Annotated in this window: 22 protein-coding genes; 9 read left to right on the top strand and 13 right to left on the bottom strand. The window is 72.9% G+C overall.

Annotated elements, in window-relative coordinates:
* Positions 1–121: 121 nt before the first annotated feature.
* Positions 122–1,204, top strand: coding sequence for an NAD-dependent epimerase/dehydratase family protein (locus AB0B97_RS07040; protein WP_357491334.1), 1,083 nt, complete (start codon positions 122–124; stop codon positions 1,202–1,204).
* 130 nt (positions 1,205–1,334) lie between these two features.
* On the opposite strand, the gene AB0B97_RS07035 is transcribed toward AB0B97_RS07040, so the two are convergent.
* The 7 genes from AB0B97_RS07035 to AB0B97_RS07005 all read right to left on the bottom strand — a co-directional run bounded on the left by AB0B97_RS07035 (position 1,335) and on the right by AB0B97_RS07005 (position 7,399).
* Positions 1,335–2,531, bottom strand: coding sequence for a hypothetical protein (locus AB0B97_RS07035; protein ID WP_357492065.1), 1,197 nt, complete (start codon positions 2,529–2,531; stop codon positions 1,335–1,337).
* A gap of 104 nt (positions 2,532–2,635) precedes the next feature.
* A complete protein-coding gene (locus tag AB0B97_RS07030; protein WP_357491332.1) occupies positions 2,636–3,385 on the bottom strand; it encodes a ZIP family zinc transporter in 750 nt (249 codons plus the stop codon).
* Between the two features lie 42 nt (positions 3,386–3,427).
* The gene (locus AB0B97_RS07025; protein WP_357491330.1) at positions 3,428–4,618 is read right to left on the bottom strand and encodes a GNAT family N-acetyltransferase; all 1,191 of its coding nucleotides are present in this window, start codon (positions 4,616–4,618) and stop codon (positions 3,428–3,430) included.
* A gap of 90 nt (positions 4,619–4,708) precedes the next feature.
* The gene (locus AB0B97_RS07020; RefSeq protein WP_357491328.1) at positions 4,709–5,401 is read right to left on the bottom strand and encodes a hypothetical protein; all 693 of its coding nucleotides are present in this window, start codon (positions 5,399–5,401) and stop codon (positions 4,709–4,711) included.
* Positions 5,398–6,243 (bottom strand): ATP-binding cassette domain-containing protein, encoded by an 846-nt coding sequence (locus tag AB0B97_RS07015; RefSeq protein ID WP_234588551.1) that lies wholly within the window; start codon positions 6,241–6,243, stop codon positions 5,398–5,400. Before AB0B97_RS07015 ends, AB0B97_RS07020 begins: the two co-directional genes overlap by 4 nt.
* A complete protein-coding gene (locus AB0B97_RS07010) occupies positions 6,240–6,578 on the bottom strand; it encodes a PadR family transcriptional regulator (protein WP_357491326.1) in 339 nt (112 codons plus the stop codon). Before AB0B97_RS07010 ends, AB0B97_RS07015 begins: the two co-directional genes overlap by 4 nt.
* A gap of 101 nt (positions 6,579–6,679) precedes the next feature.
* The gene (locus AB0B97_RS07005) at positions 6,680–7,399 is read right to left on the bottom strand and encodes a protein phosphatase 2C domain-containing protein (protein WP_234588555.1); all 720 of its coding nucleotides are present in this window, start codon (positions 7,397–7,399) and stop codon (positions 6,680–6,682) included.
* A gap of 62 nt (positions 7,400–7,461) precedes the next feature.
* Between AB0B97_RS07005 and AB0B97_RS07000 the strand changes: the two genes are divergently transcribed.
* Positions 7,462–8,517 (top strand): LuxR C-terminal-related transcriptional regulator, encoded by a 1,056-nt coding sequence (locus tag AB0B97_RS07000; protein WP_357491323.1) that lies wholly within the window; start codon positions 7,462–7,464, stop codon positions 8,515–8,517.
* Positions 8,518–8,524: 7 nt separating this feature from the next.
* Here AB0B97_RS07000 and AB0B97_RS06995 read toward each other — a convergent pair whose 3' ends face one another.
* Entirely contained in the window at positions 8,525–9,085 is a 561-nt protein-coding gene (locus AB0B97_RS06995; protein ID WP_234588557.1) for an XRE family transcriptional regulator, read from the bottom strand.
* A gap of 55 nt (positions 9,086–9,140) precedes the next feature.
* On the opposite strand from AB0B97_RS06995, the gene AB0B97_RS06990 reads away from it, so the two are divergent.
* A complete protein-coding gene (locus tag AB0B97_RS06990) occupies positions 9,141–10,373 on the top strand; it encodes a benzoate/H(+) symporter BenE family transporter (protein ID WP_357491321.1) in 1,233 nt (410 codons plus the stop codon).
* Positions 10,374–10,416: 43 nt separating this feature from the next.
* On the opposite strand, the gene AB0B97_RS06985 is transcribed toward AB0B97_RS06990, so the two are convergent.
* The 4 genes from AB0B97_RS06985 to AB0B97_RS06970 form a co-directional block, all read right to left on the bottom strand.
* Entirely contained in the window at positions 10,417–10,785 is a 369-nt protein-coding gene (locus AB0B97_RS06985) for a hypothetical protein (RefSeq protein WP_234588559.1), read from the bottom strand.
* Positions 10,786–10,864: 79 nt separating this feature from the next.
* A complete protein-coding gene (locus AB0B97_RS06980; RefSeq protein WP_357491318.1) occupies positions 10,865–11,116 on the bottom strand; it encodes a hypothetical protein in 252 nt (83 codons plus the stop codon).
* Between the two features lie 81 nt (positions 11,117–11,197).
* Entirely contained in the window at positions 11,198–11,671 is a 474-nt protein-coding gene (mscL, locus tag AB0B97_RS06975) for a large conductance mechanosensitive channel protein MscL (protein WP_234588566.1), read from the bottom strand.
* Positions 11,672–11,710: 39 nt separating this feature from the next.
* Positions 11,711–12,427 (bottom strand): FCD domain-containing protein, encoded by a 717-nt coding sequence (locus tag AB0B97_RS06970; protein WP_234588561.1) that lies wholly within the window; start codon positions 12,425–12,427, stop codon positions 11,711–11,713.
* Between the two features lie 176 nt (positions 12,428–12,603).
* On the opposite strand from AB0B97_RS06970, the gene AB0B97_RS06965 reads away from it, so the two are divergent.
* Positions 12,604–13,755 carry an MFS transporter gene (locus tag AB0B97_RS06965; protein ID WP_357492063.1) on the top strand — a complete coding sequence of 384 codons (1,152 nt, stop codon included), beginning with the start codon at positions 12,604–12,606 and terminating at the stop codon, positions 13,753–13,755.
* A gap of 13 nt (positions 13,756–13,768) precedes the next feature.
* Here the strand turns inward: AB0B97_RS06965 and AB0B97_RS06960 are convergent, their stop codons facing one another.
* Complete coding sequence (locus AB0B97_RS06960) at positions 13,769–14,125, bottom strand: STAS domain-containing protein (RefSeq protein WP_007454464.1); 357 nt, start codon at positions 14,123–14,125, stop codon at positions 13,769–13,771.
* Between the two features lie 165 nt (positions 14,126–14,290).
* Between AB0B97_RS06960 and AB0B97_RS06955 the strand changes: the two genes are divergently transcribed.
* The 5 genes from AB0B97_RS06955 to AB0B97_RS06935 are packed head-to-tail and all read left to right on the top strand — an operon-like array spanning position 14,291 to position 18,339.
* The gene (locus AB0B97_RS06955; protein ID WP_357491316.1) at positions 14,291–15,151 is read left to right on the top strand and encodes an STAS domain-containing protein; all 861 of its coding nucleotides are present in this window, start codon (positions 14,291–14,293) and stop codon (positions 15,149–15,151) included.
* Complete coding sequence (locus AB0B97_RS06950; protein ID WP_234587807.1) at positions 15,151–15,561, top strand: STAS domain-containing protein; 411 nt, start codon at positions 15,151–15,153, stop codon at positions 15,559–15,561. The genes AB0B97_RS06955 and AB0B97_RS06950 overlap by 1 nt, the downstream gene beginning before the upstream one ends.
* On the top strand, positions 15,558–15,977 hold the full coding sequence (locus tag AB0B97_RS06945; RefSeq protein ID WP_234587805.1) for an ATP-binding protein: 420 nt from the start codon (positions 15,558–15,560) through the stop codon (positions 15,975–15,977). Before AB0B97_RS06950 ends, AB0B97_RS06945 begins: the two co-directional genes overlap by 4 nt.
* The gene (locus AB0B97_RS06940; RefSeq protein ID WP_357491313.1) at positions 15,965–16,981 is read left to right on the top strand and encodes an ATP-binding SpoIIE family protein phosphatase; all 1,017 of its coding nucleotides are present in this window, start codon (positions 15,965–15,967) and stop codon (positions 16,979–16,981) included. The genes AB0B97_RS06945 and AB0B97_RS06940 overlap by 13 nt, the downstream gene beginning before the upstream one ends.
* On the top strand, positions 16,978–18,339 hold the full coding sequence (locus AB0B97_RS06935) for an ATP-binding protein (RefSeq protein WP_357491311.1): 1,362 nt from the start codon (positions 16,978–16,980) through the stop codon (positions 18,337–18,339). Before AB0B97_RS06940 ends, AB0B97_RS06935 begins: the two co-directional genes overlap by 4 nt.
* The last annotated feature ends 1 nt before the right edge of the window (position 18,340 follow it).

Here is an 18,340-nt window from a genome sequence, read left to right as displayed (position 1 = left end):
GGTTCACGGAAGTCGGGCTGTCCCGCCCGGGTCGATACCCAGGGATGCAGGAAGCCGTGTCGATCAAGGGTGCGGCGCGCGACTGCGGTTGACCGGCTGCTGGACGGGTACGGGGTCGGACATGCGGATCGTGGTGGTGGGGGCGAGTGGCAACGTCGGCACGGCGGTGCTGCGGCGGCTGCGCCGGGAGCTCGGCGTGGAGCTGGCCGGGGTGGTCCGGCGGTTGCCCGGCCCGGATTCCGGTACGCCGTACGACCAGGTGGAGTGGCACTCCTGCGACATCGGTGCGCCGGGCGCGGCGGGCCAGCTCGCCGAGGTGTTCGCGGGAGCGGACGCGGTGGTGCACCTGGCCTGGCAGATCCAGCCCAGTCACGACCAGCGGGTGCTGCGCCGGACGAACGTCGACGGCAGCCGGGCGGTGTTCGAGGCGGTGGCGCGGGCCGGGGTGCCCGCCCTGGTGTACGCCTCGTCGGTCGGCACGTACGCGCCCGGCCCGAAGGACCACCCGATCAGCGAGCGGTGGCCGGCCACCGGCGTCTCCGGCTCGTCGTACAGCGAGCACAAGGCCGAGGTCGAGGCGCTGCTGGACGGGCTGGAGCGGGAGCACCCGACGCTGCGGGTGGTTCGCCTGCGGCCCGGTCTGATCTTCCAGCGGGACGCCGGCACGGAGATCACCCGCTATTTTCTCGGCCCCTTGGCGCCGGTACGGCTGCTGCGCTTCGGCCGGATACCGCTGGTGCCGACCAACCGGCGGCTGCGGATGCAGGCGGTCCACGCCGACGATGTGGCTGACGCGTACGCCAGGGCTGTTCTTGGTGATGCGCGCGGCGCGTTCAACGTCGCCGCGGACCCGGTGCTGACCCCGGAGCTGGTGGCTCGGCACTTCCACGGCTGGACGGTGCCGGTCGCCGCTCCGGTGCTGCGGGTGGCGGCGGCGCTGACCTGGCGGGCCCGGTTGCAGCCGGTGGACGCGGGCTGGGTCGAGTTGGGCCTGAACGCGCCGCTGATGTCCAGCGAGCGGGCCGAGACGGAGCTGGGTTGGGTACCCAAGATCGATGCTCTGACCGCGCTCAAGGAGTTGGTCGCCGGCATGGCCGGTGGCGACCACACGGCGAGCCCGCCGCTCTCCGCGGCGCGGACCCTGCCCGGTCGCCCCGCCGGCCTCCTGCACGCCCACCCGCCAGGCGAGAAGAACCCCTACTGACGCGGTGATCAAGAGCTTCGCGTCAGAAAACCCGCCCGGGATGACCCAAACCTCTTGATCACCCGCAGCGGGCGCCGGGCGGTCAGCCGGCGGCCGGCCGGCGGGCGGTGGGCGGCAGGGGGGTCAGGGGTCAGGCGGGTTTGGGGCCGATCACCTCGGGGTTGCGGGCGCCCAGGAAGAAGATGCCGCGGTAGCCGGGGGTCTCGAACTTGCCGCTGGGATTGCGGCGCAACGGGGAGTTTTCGATCTTCATCGTGCCGGTGCGGTTGTTGCTCACGAAGAAGATCGCGCCGCCGCCCTCGTTGGCCTTGTTGTTCTCGATGACGGTGCCGGCGATCCGTACGGTGAACTCGTTACCGTCGCAGTAGATCGCGCCGCCGCTGCCGCCGCCGGGCGTGCCGGACTTGGCCGGGTTGGCGCCGCTGCCGATCGCCTCGTTGTTCCGCAGCAGGCTGTTCAGCACCACCCAGGACACGCCGATGCTGCTCAGCGCCCCTCCGTTCGAGCAGGAACCGCCGTCGAAGGTGCTGCTCACGACGTACACCGGCTTGTTCTCGTACTGGCTCAGCACTCGGACTGCCGCGCCCCCCAGGTCGGGGCCGGTACGGTCGCAGCGGTTGTGGACGAAGCGCGAGTTAACCACCTTGAACCGCCCGCCGCGGACGAAGATCGCGCCCCCGCCGCCGCCCTCGGTCCGGTCGCCGGTGGAGTTGCCGTCGGCGAAGGTCAGGTTCTGCACGGTGAGCTGTGGGTGGTCCTGGTTCTGGCAGTGCGAGGTGGTGAAGCCCTGGGCCTCGTCGCAGGTGTTCATGTAGAGGATGCGGCGCTGCCCCTGGCCGCTCAGCGTGACCCGGCCGCCGCCGTCGAGCACGATCTTCGGCCCGTTGGCGTTGCGGACCTTCGCGGTGGCGGCCATCTTGATCGTCACGGGGGCCGGTCCACAGTTGAACGTGATGACGCCCCCGGCGGCCACGGCCTTCACCACCGCCGCCGAGGTGCAGCTCGCCGGGGTGCCGGTGCCGATGGTGCGGGTCGGCTTCGACGTGTCCACCGCGCGGGCCTCGGTCGGCACGCTGGCGTGGCCGTTCGTGTTGCCGGCCGCCAGCGCCTTGGCGGCCGGGGCGGTCGGCTTCGGGCTCGCGCTGGCTCCGGGGCCGCCGAGACCGTCCCGGCCCGCCGGTGCGACACCCTGGTCGCCAGTCGCGAGGGCGTCCGGCGTGGCCTGCGGGGTGGCCGACGTGCCGGCCGGAGCCGGATCGGTGGACCCGCAGGCGGGCAGGGTAGCGGTGGCGACACCGAGGACGAGCAGAGCGGCAAGCGACGTCATGCGCACCCGGGTGATGCTAGGAGCCGCGACGGCGTCACCACTAATCCGCCGTGCCGGTTTAATGCCCCGCTAAGCCACGCCGGGCATCGGGACCACCGGGGCGCTCACGCGTGGGAGAGCGCGAAGGCCGTCAGGAAACCGGCGACCGTGATGAGGCCGACCAGCAGGTGGGCGTTCTCGAACGCCTCCGGGACCATGGTGTCGGTGATCATGGCGAGGATCGCGCCGGCAGCCAGGGCGGTGATGGCGGCCAGCACCTCCGGCGGTGCGCCGCCCAGCAGGGTGTTGCCGACCAGCGCCGCCACGCCGCTGATCAGCGCGATCCCGGTCCACAGCAGGAAGACGTACCGCCGGGTGCGGCCCGCCTGACGCATGCCTGCCGCGCTGGACAGCCCCTCCGGGACGTTGCTGAGGAACACCGCCGCCACAGTGACCAGGCTGACCGTGCCGCCGGCGAGCAGGCTGGCGCCGATCACCACCGATTCCGGTACGCCGTCCAGCAGCGCCCCGACCGCGATCGCCGACCCCGAGCCGGGCTGCTCGCCCTCGGACGGCTGCTGGTCCCCCGAGCGCTTGCGGTGCCGCGCGCCGTGTCGGGCGAGACCCACGTTGGCCAGGGTGTAGGCGGTCGCGCCACCCGCCGCGCCGAGCACGGTGGGCAGCATCCCGCCCTGCTCGTGGGCCACCTCGATCAGCTCGTACGAGACGGCCGAGATCAGCACCCCCGCGCCGAACGCCATGATCGACGCGGTGATCCGCTGCGGCACCCGGGCGAAGAAGCCGACCGCCGCCCCGATCAGCAGAGCCGACCCGGCCAGCAATCCCCAACCACCCGCCTGCAACCACTCCGGCATTCCGGGGACCGTACCCGCCGGAGCGAGGTCGGCAAACCGCGCTCAGAAGTCGGCGAAGAGGTACGGCACCCGGCGTCCGAAGATGTCGCGCAGCTCGGTGGCGGCGTCCGCCGGTACGTCGCCCAGCCCTCGCAGCGGCAGCTCGGCCGGGTCCAGCACCCCGTACGCCAGGGCGGACAGCCCGGCCGCGGTCAGCGTGGCCGTCGGCGTGCGGCCGTCGTCGTCGGCGACCAGTTCCAACGCGCCTGTCGTACCGTCGAGCAGGTGGGTGCCGGCCAGCCACCGGTCCCCGGTCAGTTCGATCCGGACCCGGCCCGGGCCGACGGGCAGCCCGTGCAGCGCGTCCAGCGACAGCAGCCGGGCCATCGGGGCGGACGAGCCCGGCCGGCCCACCCGCGCCTCGACGTGCACGTCCAGATCGGTCAGCCACAGCTCCGGCAGCTCGTCCGGCGGGACCTGGACGGTGACCCGCTCGACCTGGTCGACGTGCCTGGCGAAGAACTGCAGCAGCAGCGTACGGGCGAGGGGGTCGCTGGCGAGCAGTTCGTTGCCGTGCAGCGTGCCGCCGTGCTCGTCGATCCGGTACGTGACCGCGCCGGTGACCTCGCCGTCCACCTTGGCGGTGAGCAACCAGTGCTCGTCGCGGTCCCGCAGGCCGGCCGCCCGGTGGTCGGGGAACACCGAGAAGCCGTGCCGGGTCTGCAGGCAGCGCTCGGTGAACGCCCGCCACGTTGGATAACCGGCGGCGATCCGCTCCCAGCCCACCTCGCCGGGCAGCTCGGCGCGGAGGAGTGCGCCCAGGTCGGCCGGGGAGAAGGCGACCGTACGCGGCTTGGGCAGCCCGACGTAGCCGAACCGGGCGTAGAAGCTGGGCCGGAACGGGTAGAGCGCGCTGAGCACGTGCCCCTCGTCGCGCATCTCGTCGAGGAGCTGGTGCAGCAGCTTGCGGACGTGCCCCTGCCGGCGGGCCAGCGGGTGGGTGGCCACCCCGGCGACACCGGCCATCGGCAGCACCACCCCGCGCAGGTTCTGCCGCATCGGAATGGCCGAGACGGCCGCCAGCGTGGTGCCGTCCTCCTCCACGATCAGCGTCCGGTTGCCCTGGTTGTAGGGCAGGTAGTCGCGGAACTCCTCCACCCGGGCGGCACTGAGCGGCGATGCCTCGAAGGCGTACGCGGCCAGCGGAAAACTCGTCGTGAGACGTTCGTCGGCGGTCACCCGTCGGATGGTCATCCGCCTATCTCAACCCGCCGGCCGGGTGACAGCAACCGGATTGGCACGATCCGTGGGCGACCGCGGCCCGACCCGCTGTGCCGACGCCCCTCAGCCGACCGGCAGGTGCCGCAGGTGTCGACGGCGGCGCAGCCGGACGGTGGCCACGGAGGCCACACCGAGGGCGAGCAGAGCGGTGACGACGATGCCGTGCACCACTCCCCGGGCGAGGTAACCGCCGTCGGTGTGGTCCACCGACCAGGTCGCGATCTCCCGGCTCGACCAGAACGGCGTCAGCTTCGCCCCCGATCCGGCCGGGTCGATCAGCATCTGCACCGTCACCACGGTGAGCAGCAGGAGCGTCCCCTCAAGTTCGCGGGGCAACAGCGCGCCGATCAGCATCCCGAACGGCGCGGCCACCCCGACGGAGCAGAGCAGCGCCGCGGCCAGACCGCCGTACCGCAGATCCGCGCCGTCGAGCATGGGGAGCAGGAAGAACGGTACGGAGATGACCAGGCCGACCGTCCACAGACCGAGCATCCGACCCAGATAGAGGTGATGCGGCCGATAGCCGGCCAACCGCAGCCTCGGCTCCAGCTCCCGCGCGGCGGTGGTGGCGAACAGCGCGGCGGTGCTCACCGCCCAGCCCACGCCGAGCAGCAGCGAGCGGACGGACTGCCCGAGGTAGGCGTCCCGCCGGATCAGGTAGAACGTCAACGGCATCAACAACAACAGCAGGAGTACGCCCCGACGCCGCAGCAGTTCCCGCAGGGTCATCTCGGCGACTGTGACGAGCCGGTTCACGGGTGGCCTCCCTGGACGCCGGGCGTGCGCCACCCGGACTGTTGCGCCGGGGTCAGGTCGAGCACGGTGTCCACCCGGTCGAGTTGGTTGAGCAGGTGCGTCACCACGACGATCGCCGTGCCCGCGTCGCGTAGCGCGCGGAGCTGGTCCCAGAAGTTGACGTAGGTGCCCTGGTCGAAGCCCTGGTACGGCTCGTCGAGCAGCAGCACGTCCGGGTTGCTGAGCGCGGACATCGTCAGGTTGAGCTTCTGACGGGTACCGCCGGAGAGATGTCGGGCCTGCACGGCGCCGCCCGCCTCCCAGCCCAGCTGTCGGGCCGCCGCCCGGCCGGCGCGGCGGGCCGGCCCTCTGGCGACGCCCTGGCCGGCGCCGACCAGGACGAAGTGCTCGTCGGGCAGCAGGAAGTCGGCGGTGCCACCGGACTGGGGGCAGTAGCCGAGCTGCCCGGAGACCGTCACCTCGCCGCTGTCGGGTGAGATCAGCCCGGCGCAGATCCGCAGGAAGGTGCTCTTGCCGCAGCCGTTCGCGCCGACGACGGCGGCGATCTGTCCGGCCCGGACGGTAAGTGTCGCGTCGCGCAGCACGGTCTGCCGGCCGTACCGTTTGGTGATGCCCCTCGCGTGCAGCCGCACCGGCCCGGGCCGTGGCCCGGGGGCGGTACCGATGCTCTCGACGATCGCGTTCGCGTAGTCCTGGGGCGGGCCGAAGACGACCCAGGGGTTCCCGCCCCCCTCACGCAGGTGTGTGGCGGCCTCGGCGACCACGTGCCGGGCGGCGTCGGCCGCGACCCGGCGCTGGTGCAGTTCCGCCGTGAGCGCGCGTAGCCAGTCGTCGGAGTTCACCGGGCGACCCCCTTCGTGACGATGTCGTTCACCGGCCGGACGAAGGTGAGCCAGGCGGTGCCGCCCTGGCGCAGCGCGGAGTGCCCGTCGTCGGTGAGCCGGTAGTACTTGCGGGCCGGCCCGGCGGTGCCTTCCCGCCACTGGGCCGTCACCAGGCCGGTCTTCTGCAGGCGCAGCAGAACGGGATAGAGCGTGCCGCCCTGGATCGGCCCGACGCCCGCCGCGTCGAGCGCCTGGGCGAGCTGGTAGCCGTAGGACTCGCGTTCGGCCAGCAGGGCCAGTACGCAGATGTCGAGCACCCCCCGCAGCCACTGCCCGCGCCGGTCCGATTCCACAGGCCGGACACTAGCGGTGCCAGCTAGATGGCACAACTACCTAGTAGCTCCGACGGAATCCGCGCGGCCGGTCCGGGGGCCTTCCGGGCAGCTCGCGTGGGTCAGCGGGTCGTGACGTCGGAGACGACGACTGTGACGTTGTCCGGGGCGCCGGCGTGGTGGGCGAGCTTCACCAACTGCTCGCCGCACTGCTGGCGGTCGGCGTACATGCCCAGCGTCGTCGCGATGGCCTCGTCCTCGACGTAGTCGGAGAGCCCGTCGCTGCACAGCAGCAGCCGGTCGCCGGGGACCACAGTGAGCACGCCGACGGCCGGCGGGGTGTCGGCGCCCTGCACGGCCCGGGTCACCAGGGACCGCTGCGGGTGGTGCCGGGCCTGCTCGGGGGAGAGCGTGCCCTGGTCGACGAGCGCCTGCACGAACGTGTCGTCCCGGGTGAGCTGGGTCAGCTCCCCGTCGCGCAGCAGGTAGCAGCGGGAGTCGCCGACCTGGGCCAGCACCAGCGTCTCGGTGGCCAGCAGCGCGGCGGTGAGCGTGGTGCCCATCCCCTCGCGGGCCGGGTCGACGGTGATCGCGGCGTGGATGCGCTGGTTGGCGGTGCTGACCACGGCACGGAGGGCGTCGGCGGCCTCGTCCGGGTCGGTGGGCGGGGCCAGCTCGTCCAGGATCCGGATCACGATCTCGCTCGCCACCTCGCCCGCGGGCAGTCCGCCCATGCCGTCGGCGACGGCGATCAGGCGGTCACCGGCGAGGGCGGAGTCCTCGTTGTTGGTGCGGACCAGGCCGATGTCGTTGAGGATGACCGAGCGGAGGATCAGCGTCATGGTGTCAGCTTGCCAAGAACACCCTGCCTTCGTCTCTACGCACTACTGCGTAGGGTTGAGAAATGATGCCGGTGTCCATGGTCGGACGCGTCGGCGAGCTCGCCGAGCTCGACCGGGCATGGTCCGCCGTGGCGGCCGTACGCCGCTCGTCGCCCGCCGTCGCGGTGCTCACCGGAGCGGCAGGGGTGGGCAAGAGTCTGCTGGTCGCGGCCGCTGTGGACGCCTTCGCGCCGCGTCCCGCGCTGATCCTCTCCGGTGCCGCCCGGGTGCACGGCCCGGCCCCGTACGACTGGCTGGCGGCGGTGCTCACCGGTCGGGACACCAGCCGGCTCGGCCTGCCGTCGGACGCGCTGGCCTGGTTGGCCCAGCAGCCCACCGCACCCCGCGAGCGGTACGCGCCGGGCACCCTGCTCCGCCTCGCCGTGCGGACCGTCCAGTTGCTGGTCGGCGCCGGCCCGGCCGTGCTGGTCGTGGATGACCTGCACGCGCTCGACCCGGCCAGCGTCAACCTGGTCGGGGAGCTGGCCACAGTCACCGACCTGCCCGCCCTGCTCGTGGTGGCCAGCCGACCGCCGACCGACGCGGTGGCACCGGACCTCACCCGCCGCGCGTTGGCCCGCCTCAGCGGCGTGCGCGGCGCAGTCCGGCAACATCTTGGCCCGCTGCGCCCGGCCGAGGTCGCCGAGGTGCTGACCCAGGTGTACGCGGGCAGCAACCCGTCCGGTCGGCTGGTCACCTCGCTCTGGCGGTGCACCGGCGGCAACCCGTACGCGCTTACCGAACTGCTGGCCGCGCACGCGTCGGAGGGGCCGGAGGCGTTGCTGCGGCGGCTGCCCGGTCCGCGTCAGCCGACCGCGCCGCGCGCTCCGGCGGCCGCGGCCGATCCGGTCGTCGACGTGCCGCTCGACCCGGAGCTGACCGCCCGCGAGGTCGAGGTGCTGGGCTGCCTGGTCGCCGGGATGTCCAACAAGCAGGTGGCGAAGGCGCTGGGCATCTCGGTGCGTACGGTCACCGTGCACGTGTCGAACCTGCTGCGCAAGACCGGCTCGGTGTCGCGTACCGAGGTGGCGCTCTGGGCGGTCCGGCACCGGCTGCCGGTGCCGGCGCCGGTGGACTGAGTCGGGTTCAGCGGCGCGGGTAGCGCAGCAGCAGGCTCGCGGCGACCTCGTCGTCGCCCACCGCCGCGTAGCTGTGCGGCACGTCGGAGACCCAGCGCAGGTGCCCGCCGGCCGGGGCGGTCAGTGGCGCGTCGGCCGGGCCGGCCCGCAGTACGCCGGCGAACACGGTGATGTGTTCGGTGACGCCCGGTTGATGGGCGGGGGAGATCTGCACGATGCCGGGCGCGACGCGCATCCGGTACAGCTCGTAGGTCGCGTCGGTGTCGTCGAACACCTCCAGCAGGGTGGCGGTGACAGCGGTGCCGTGCACGGTGGGCTCGGCGGCCGGCTCGGCCAGCAGCGCGGTGAACGGCACGCCGAGCTGCGCGGTGACCGCCCAGAGCGTCTCCAGCGTCGGGTTGCGGGTGCCGTTCTCCAGGCCGGAGAGGGTGGCCTTTCCGACGCCGGCGAGCCGCGCCAGTGTGGACAGCGAGATCCCCCGCTCCTCGCGCAGGGCACGGACGCGCCGGCCGACGACTGCGGGATCCACGTCGAGGCCCGGACGGCGGGCTGGTGGTGGCTGCGGCACCCGGCTATCGTGCTACACACTGTCGTTCCGTAAACGGAACACTTGGGGGGTCGGGATGGCGGGACGGGCGCAACCGGTGCTGGCCGGCGTCGTGACCGCGCTGGTCGGCTTCGCCAGCTCGTTCACAGTCGTGCTGGCCGGGCTCCGCGCGGCGGGCGCGTCGGACGCGCAGGCAGCCTCCGGCCTGCTCGCTCTCTGCGTGGCGTGCGGGCTCGCCGCCGCCTGGCTGGGCTGGCGGCACCGGATCCCGATGAGCGTGGCCTGGTCGACGCCCGGCGCTGCGCTGTTGGTGGCGACCGGGCCGCCGACGGGCGGTTGGCCGGTCGCGGTGGGCGCCTTCCTCGTCTCCGGAGCGCTGATCGTCGCGGCCGGGCTCTTCCCACCGCTGGGCCGGGCGGTGGCCGCGATCCCCAAGCCGGTGGCCGGCGCGATGCTCGCCGGAGTGCTGCTGCCCCTGTGCACCGCCCCGGTCCGCGCGCTCGTCGAGCTGCCCCGGGTGGCCGGCCCGGTGGTGCTCGGCTGGCTGCTGCTGCACCGGTTCGCCCGTCGTTGGGCCGTGCCGGGCGCGCTGCTGGTGGCCGTGGTGGCGATCGCCCTGACCGCGCCGCCGGCCGGACTGAGCGGTGCCACGCTGACCCCGTCGCTCGCCCTGACCGCGCCCGCCTGGAACGCGTCCGCTCTGGTCGGGCTCGCCCTCCCGCTGTTTCTGGTCACGATGGCGGCGCAGAACGTGCCCGGCATGGCGGTGCTGGTCGGCTACGGCTACCGGCCGCCGTTCGGCGCGGCGCTGCGGGCCACGGGTCTGGCCAGCCTGCTGGCCGCCCCGGCCGGCGGGCACGCGGTGAACCTCGCGGCGATCACCGCCGCGCTGGCCGCCGGCCCCGACGCCCATCCGGAGCCGGAGCGCCGATGGGTCGCCTCGGTCACCGCCGGGCTCGGGCTGGCCCTGCTCGGGCTGGGCGCCGGCGTGGCCACGGCCCTGGTCGCTGTCGCGCCGCCGATCCTCATCGAGGCGGTCGCCGGTCTGGCCCTGCTGGGCGCGCTCGCCACGGCGCTCGCCGCGGCGGTGACCGACCCGGCGACCAGGGAGGCCGCCGTGGTCACCTTCGTGGTGACGGCCTCCGGTGTGACGCTGATCGGCGTGGGCGGCGCGTTCTGGGGGTTGGTCGCCGGCTGCCTGATGCTGCTGCTCTTCCACCGCCGCCCAGCCGCGCCCGTCCCGCCCGCCCCGGAGGCCCGCCCTGATCAACTCGGGTTCGTGGAAGGCGGGGTGTCCGGGCTGCGGTGACGCCCCGGGTTTGCGGAAACCCGAGTTGATCAGGGCGACCGGGTCACTCCTCGGGCGGCAGGTCGGCCACGCCGACCGAGAGGCGTACCCGGCCCTCGGCGACGGCGGCGATCCGGTCGGCCGGCACGTAGACGGCACCGACCGGCGAGTCGGTGGAGACCTTCAGGTAGCCGGTGTGCAGCAGCCGCGCCGCCAGGTCGGCCGGAACGTCCGGCTCCTCGACAGCCGTCGCCTCGATCAGCTCGTCCAGGCTGCTGCCCGGGTCCGCGGTCGGTGTCTGCACGGTCACCGCGTTGGGGTCGCCCCGCTGAACGAGGTCCACGGTGCCGACCTCGGTGCCGGCGGAGTCGATCACCGACATCCCGGTGGTGATCCGCGAGATGGTCGCCTGCTGCTCGTCCTGCTGGTCCATCCCTCAGCGGTTCCCGGGGCGGAACGCCGCTAAACGCCGTCGCCGCCCCGCCGGCGGCTCAGCCCACCCGCCCGCCCGCTCAGCTGTTCGGGAGCGTCCAGCCGCCCGGTGGGCGCGGGGACAGTTCCCGCCAGGTGTCCGAGCCGTCGAGCAGCGCCCGGACCGTCTCCTCGGCCTCGTCGGCGCTGCCGTACTCGTAGAACCGGGAAATGCCCTCGGCGCCGCCGGCCCGCTGCTCGACGTGCCAGCGGTCGGCGTCCACCCGCAGGAAGACGTCCCGCCGGGCCAGCCGCCCCCATTTCCCGTTCCACCAGTGCTTTCGCTGCTCCATGGCCGGACTCTATCGAACACACGTACGAGAAGGCGCGGCCCCTGCGGGATTCCCGCAGGGGCCGATGTGCATCCGTTCGGGTCAGCGCGGCGCCGGCGGTTCGGTGCGGCGGCCCAGCACGTCGTCCAGCGCCCCGCGCTGCTGGCCGGGGGTGGTGTGGCCGGCGGAGACGAGCGCGTCCCGGATCTCGGTGAGCAGCTTGACCTCCTCGCTGGGCGCGGAGGGCGGCGGCTCCTCGCCCCGCTTGCGCCGCTCGGCCAGCCGGTTCATCGGGTAGACGACCAGGAAGTAGAGCGCAGCGGCGGTGAGCAGGAAGGTGATCACCGCGTTGACGAAGGCGATCCAGTCGAACGCGATGCCGCGGAACTCGGGTGCCGTCCCGGCGAGACCCTTGTCGCTGCCGGTGATGAGCAGCACGATCACCCGGATCAGCGGTTCGAGGAACGACTTGGTGAGCTGGGTGACCACGCCGGTGAACGCGGCGCCGATGACGACACCGACCGCCAGGTCGACGACGTTGCCGCGCATGATGAAATCTTTGAAGCCCTTGAGCATCCGTACTCCCGAGGTGTCCGGTTTTCCGTCCGGCACAACCTATGCCCCGGCGGCGGGCTCCAGAAAAGCGCCGGCTTCGATCGCCGCCCGGCCCGCGTCGCCGGCCCGGATCGCCTCGATCAGCCGGGTGTGGTCGACGTAGCGCTCGGGCGTGAGCGCGCCGCCCATCGCCTGGGCGACGGTGCTGCGCAGGGCGGTGCCGACCGAGGCGTACAGCTCGGCGAGCATGGTGTTGTGCGCGGCGGCGACCACCGCGACGTGCAGGGCCGCGTCGGCCTCGACGAACGCGTCGACCCGGCCGCCGCGCCAGGCCGCCTCGCGCTCGGCGAGCGCGCCGTCGAGGGCCACCAGGTCCTCCGGTGTACGCCGCAACGCGGCGAGCCGGGCCGCCTCCACCTCGAACGCGCGCCGGACCTCGATGACCTCGGTCATCCGGTCGTCGCCCAGTCGGCGGGCCACCACCGGCGCCAGCTCGTCGGTGGACACCACGTACGTGCCGGAGCCCTGCCGGCACTCCAGCACCCCGGCGTGCACGAGGGCGCGGACCGCCTCGCGGACCGTGTTGCGCCCGACGCCCAGCGTGGCGACCAGTTGCGGCTCGGTGGGGATGCGCCCGCCGATCGGCCACTCGCCGCCCAGGATCCGGGCCCGGAGCTGCTCGATGGTCTGCCGCACGCGGTGCCCGCGAGGCGGCACGGCGGGCTGGTCGCGAGGCGGCGCCGACGGCGCGGAGGGGGAATCGACCGACGGTGGCACTGGTTACATCACCGGCCCTAAATTCATCCCATGATTGTAGGTTAGAGGTCATGACCCCGCCACCCATCGCCGCTCCGGCCCCGCCCGCTCCCGCCGCCGTCGACACCCGCCCGACGCGCGACTCCGCGGGCCGGCGGACCCACCCGGCGACCGGTGGCGCGCTCGTGCTGGTCGGGATGCTGCTGGTCGCGCTCAACCTGCGCACCGCGGTAACCAGCCTCGGCGCCCTGCTCGACGAGATCCGCGACGGGCTGGGGCTCTCCGGCACCATGGCCGGTCTGGTCACCACCCTGCCGACCATCGCGTTCGCCGGCCTCGGCGCGCTCACCCCGTGGCTGGTCCGCCGGGTCGCGCCGGCCCGGGTGCTGGTGGTCGCCATGATCGTCCTGGCCGCCGGTCAGGTGCTCCGGGCGGCCACCGACTCGGCCTGGATCTTCGTGTTCACCAGCGCGCTGGCCCTGGCCGGCATCGCGGTCGCCAACATCCTGCTGCCGATGCTCGTCAAGCAGCACTTCGGCCACCGGACCGGCCTCGTCACCGGGGCGTACACGATGGCGTTGACCCTGGGCACGACGGTGGCCGCGGCCAGCGCGGTGCCGATCGCGCACGCCTTCGGCTCCTGGCGGGCCGGGCTGGGCGTCTGGGCCGTGCTGGCCGCGGTGGCCGTACTCCCGTGGGTGCCGCTGGCGCTGCGGACCCGGGCGGGCGCGCGGCGCGCGACGCCGACGGCGGCCGTCGCCGCGCCGACGCGGATCCGCCCGGCGCGGACCCGGCTGGGCTGGGCCATGGCGGTCTACTTCGGGGCGCAGTCACTCAGCGGGTACGCGATCATGGGCTGGCTGGCCCAGCTCTTCCGCGATGCCGGCTACCGGCCGGAGTCGGCCGGGCTGCTGCTCGCCGGGGTGACCGCGCTCGGCGTGCCGATCGCGCTGCTGATGCCCACCCTCGCCGGCCGGCTCGCCACCCTGCGTCCGCTGGTGCTCGGCCTGACCGCCGCCTCGACGCTGGCCTACCTGGGGCTGGCACTGGCCCCGCACGGCGCCGCACTGCTCTGGGTGGCCCTGCTGGCGATCGGCCAGGGCGCGTTCCCGATGATCCTCACCACGATCGGCCTGCGTGCGCGCACCGCCGAGGGAACCGTCGCGCTCTCCGCGTTCGCGCAGAGCACCGGCTACGTGATCGCCGCCCTCGGCCCGCTGATGGTCGGCATCCTCTACGAGGTCACCGGCGGCTGGACGGCACCGATCGGATTCCTGCTGGCCGCACTCGCCGTGCAGACGACGGCGGGCATGGCGATCGCCCGTCCCCGCTACGTCGAGGACGAGTAGGTCGCAACAGCGATCAGGAGGACGCCGGGGTGGGTTCGCCGGCGACGGCCTCATCAACCGTCGGGTAGGTGTGCAGCACCTCGACGAGCCCGCTCACCTCGAGGATGCGCAGCACCCCGCGCTGCGGAGCGGCCAACCGCACCACACCGCCGGCCTCGTCACAGCTGTTCTTGGCACGAACGAACACCGACAGACCGGTCGAGTCGCAGAACGAGACGTCCGCCAGGTCGAACACCAGCCGGTTACGGCCCTTGTCGAGCAGGTCGGTGATCTGATCCTGCAACTGCGGTGCGGTTGCCATGTCCAGCTCGCCCGCGACCGACACGACGACCACGTCGCCGCGTTGTTCCGTATGCACCGTCAGGGACATTCGCCAGACCTCCTGTTATCGGGGGAACGGTATCCCACGAACGCGATCCGACGAAGAACGGGAGCCGGCACCCGGTGGCCATCATCATTCCATTGCTACGGAGCAAGTAGTTGCCCAGACCCCGGTGATAGAGTCCGGCCGGTCCAGGTCGAGGGGGGTTTCACGATGGCGTTGAACGCCGAGGAAAGTGGTCGGCTCGCCGCGCTGCTGGGTGGGCATGCCGAGCAGGTCACGCAGCGGTGGACCGACATCGTCGCGAGCTCGCTGCGGGGCCGGCTGAGTCACGCCGAGCTGCGCCGGCAGGTCGAGGACCTGCACCGTGCCATCGTCGGCGCGGGTGAGCAGGGCGCGATCGACCTGTCCGCCGAGCACGCCGCAGAACTGCGCGCCGCGCTCTCCGAACTGTCCCGGGGCAGGGCCCGACAGGGCTTCTCCGCCACCGAGACGACGATCAGCATCTTCGCGCTCAAGGACGTGCTGGCCGACCTGGTGCAGGGGTCCGGCACCGCCGACGCGCTGCACGACTACGTCGCCTTCTCCAAGCTGGTCGACGAGCTGGGCCTGTTCACCTTCGAGAGCTTCGTCCGCACCCGCGAGAGCCTGATCGCCGACCAGGCCGAGCAGCTGCTCGAACTCTCCACCCCGGTGGTCAAGCTCTGGGAGGGTGTGGTTGCCGTCCCGCTGGTCGGCACGCTGGACTCGGCCCGCGCCCAGGTGGTCATGGAGCGGCTGCTGCAGACCCTGGTCGACACCGGCTCCCCGTACGCGATCATCGACATCACCGGCGTCCCCGCCGTGGACACCCAGGTCGCCCAGCACATCCTGAAGACAGTGGTGGCCGCCCGGCTGATGGGCGCCGACTGCATCATCTCCGGCATCCGTCCGCAGATCGCGCAGACGATCGTGGCGCTCGGCATCGAGTTCGGTGACATCGCCACCAAGGCGAGCCTGGCCGACGCGCTGCGGCACGTGCTGCGGCTCAACGGGGTGGAGACCGCCCGTCGCCAACCACGCCGGGACGTCTGATGGAACGCGTACCGATCCTCAAGATCGGTGACATCCTGCTCGTCTCCATCCAGCTCGACATGTCCGACCAGACGGCGGTCCAGCTCCAGGAGGACCTCGCCGAGCGGATCGTGGCCACCGGCTGCCACGGCGTCATCATCGACATCACCGCGCTGGACATCGTCGACTCGTTCGTCGGGCGGATGCTCTCCACCATCGCGTCGATCTCCAAGGTTCTCGACGCGGAGACGGTGGTGGTCGGCATGCGACCCGCCGTCGCCATCACCCTTGTCGAACTGGGGCTGTCACTGAACGGCATCCGTACCGCGCTGAACGTCGAGCGCGGCATGGAGCTGATCGCGGCGGCCCGCGCCGACGAGCTCGACCACCAGCTCGACGACGATCCGGACGCCGAGACGGCCACGCCGTGACCACGGGCGTCGACCTGGGCCAGCCGCAGGCACAGGCGGTCCGCAGCGATGAGGACGTCGTCCGCGTCCGGCAACTGGTCCGCACGGTGGCGGTCGCCGTCAAGCTGTCGCTCGTCGACCAGACCAAGGTGGTCACCGCGGCGAGCGAGCTGGCCCGCAACACCCTGGTGTACGGCGGCGGCGGCACCGTGGAGGTGACGACGGTGGAGAACGGTCGTCGCAAGGGCGTCCGGATCGTCTTCGCCGACTCCGGCCCCGGCATCGCCGACCTCGACCTGGCCCTGACCGACGGCTACACCACCGGCGGTGGCCTCGGCCTCGGGCTCAGTGGGTCGCGCCGGCTGGTCGACGAGTTCGAGATCGACACGTCGGCGGAGACCGGCACGCGCATCACGGTGACCAAGTGGTCGCGGTGAACGGGGACCCGGTCACCGACAGCGGCATCTGGTTCCGGGTGGAGGCCGGCAGCACCGCCAGCGCCGTACGACGCGCAGCGGAACGCCTCGGCGAGCAGATCGAGATGGGTGCGGCGCGCATCGCTGACCTGGCCATCGTCGCCGCCGAGTTGACCAGCAACCTCGTCAAGCACGCCGACAACGGTGTCCTGCTGCTCCGGCCGGTCCGCCGCGCCGGGCAGGCCGGCGTGGAGTTGGTGGCGATCGACTCCGGGCCCGGCATGGCCGACCTCGCCGTCTCGTCCCGCGACGGGCACTCCACCACCGGCACGCTCGGCATCGGCCTGGGCGCCATCGTGCGGCAGGCGAGCTGGTTCGACGGGTACTCCGTGCCCGGTCAGGGCACCGTCCTCGCCGTGCAGGTCTGGCCGGCCGAACCGGCCCAACTCTCCTGGGCCGGCGCCCTCACCCGGCCCATTAGCGGCGAGACGGTCAGCGGCGACGGGTACGCCGTCCGCCTCGCCGACGGCCGCCACCAGGTCCTCGTCAGCGACGGGCTGGGGCACGGCCCGCTGGCCGCCGCCGCCACCGAGGCGGCGCTCGCGGCCTTCCGCGACGCCCCGGCCAGCCCGCCGGCAGCGGTGGTCAGCCACCTGCACCGGAGCATGTCGCACACCCGCGGCGCCGCGCTCGCGGTCGCCGAACTGGCGGCCGACGTGCTGCACTACGCCGGCCTGGGCAACATCACCGGCGTGATCGTCGAGGGCGACGGCAAGCGCCGGGGGCTGGTGTCGCTGCCCGGCATCGCCGGGCACCAGCGGCCGACGGTCCGGGGCTACGAGTACCCGTTCAGCCCCGGCGCCCGGCTGGTGATGCACAGCGACGGCGTGGTCGACCGCTGGCGGTTGACCGACTACCCGGGTCTCGCCGAACGATCACCGCTGGTGATGGCGGCGGCCCTGCTGCGCGACGCCGGCGTGCGACGCGACGACGCCTGCGTTCTGGTCGCGAGGTCGTGGACATGAGCGCGGAGCCGGCCGCGCCGCCGCTGCTGCAGATGGCGCTGCGGGTCGAGCAGGACATCTTCGTCATCCGCCAGCGGGGCCGCGAGGTGGCCAACGTGGTGGGCCTCGAACACCAGGACCAGGTCCGGATCGCCACCGCGCTCAGCGAGGTCGCCCGGGACCTGCTGCGGACGACAGGCGGCGCGGACGTCGCGTTCCACATCGACGCGGGACCCGACGGCAGGTTCCACCTCCGCGCGGACCTGGCCCCGGTGACCCCGCTGCCCGACGGCCGGTACGAGCCGCAGTCGGGTGCGGTGTCCCGCCTGGTCGACTCACTCAGCGTGTCGACCGCCGAGGGGGTTACGGTCGTACGGATGTCCCGAAGAGTCCCGGCCAACGCGCCGACGCCGACTCCGGAGCGGCTGGCCGAGTTCCGTGCGGAGCTGGGCCGCACCGCCCCGGCCAGCGCGCTGGACGAGCTGACCGTGCAGAACGGCCAGCTCATCGCGGCACTCGACGAGGTACGCAGCCAGCGCGACGAGCTGGCCGTGCTGAACGAGGAGCTGGCCGAGACCAACCGGGGTGTGCTGGCGCTCTACAACCAGCTCACCGAGGAGCTGGAGGAGACCAACCGGGGCGTGGTCGCTCTCTACGCCGAGCTGGACGAGAAGTCGGCCCAACTGCGCGCCGCGAGCGAGTCGAAGAGCCGCTTTCTGGCCAACGTGAGCCACGAGCTGCGCGCCCCGGTCACCGCGATCATCGGGTTGGGGCGGCTGCTCGCCGACTCCTCCTCCGACCCGCTCACCGCCGAACAGGCCCGCCAGGTGGGCCTCATCCGCTCGTCGGCGGAGGACCTGCTCGGGCTGGTCAACGAACTGCTGGATCTCGCCAAGGCCGAGTCGGGCCGGATCGAGCCGGACTGGGCGGACGTGGATCTGCGCCCGGTCTTCGGCCAACTGCGCGGCACCATGCGGGCGCTGGCCACCCGGCCGGGGGTGGAGCTCACCGTGGAGGAGCCGACCGCGCCGGCCGTGCTCCGCACCGACGAGGTGCTGCTCGGCCAGGTGCTGCGCAACCTGCTGCACAACGGGTTGAAGTTCACCGCGAGCGGCGAGGTGCGGCTGCGCGCCTGGCACCGCGACGACAGGTGGAACTTCGAGGTCAGTGACACCGGGCCGGGCATCGCGCCCGAGCTGCACGATCGGATCTTCGAGGAGTTCTACCAGGTGCCGGGGGCGACCCGGGTCGGCGGCACCGGCCTCGGCCTGCCGTACGCCCGGCGGCTGGTGACCCTGCTCGGGGGCACGTTGGAGCTGGCCAGCGAGCCCGGCCGGGGCAGCACGTTCACCGTCTCCCTGCCCACCGGCGGAGCGTGAC

The organism is Micromonospora sp. NPDC049004, from assembly GCF_040649315.1.
GTDB lineage: Bacteria > Actinomycetota > Actinomycetes > Mycobacteriales > Micromonosporaceae > Micromonospora.
Note: the sequence above shows the minus strand (reverse complement) of the source record. Positions and strands in the feature narration are given on the sequence as shown.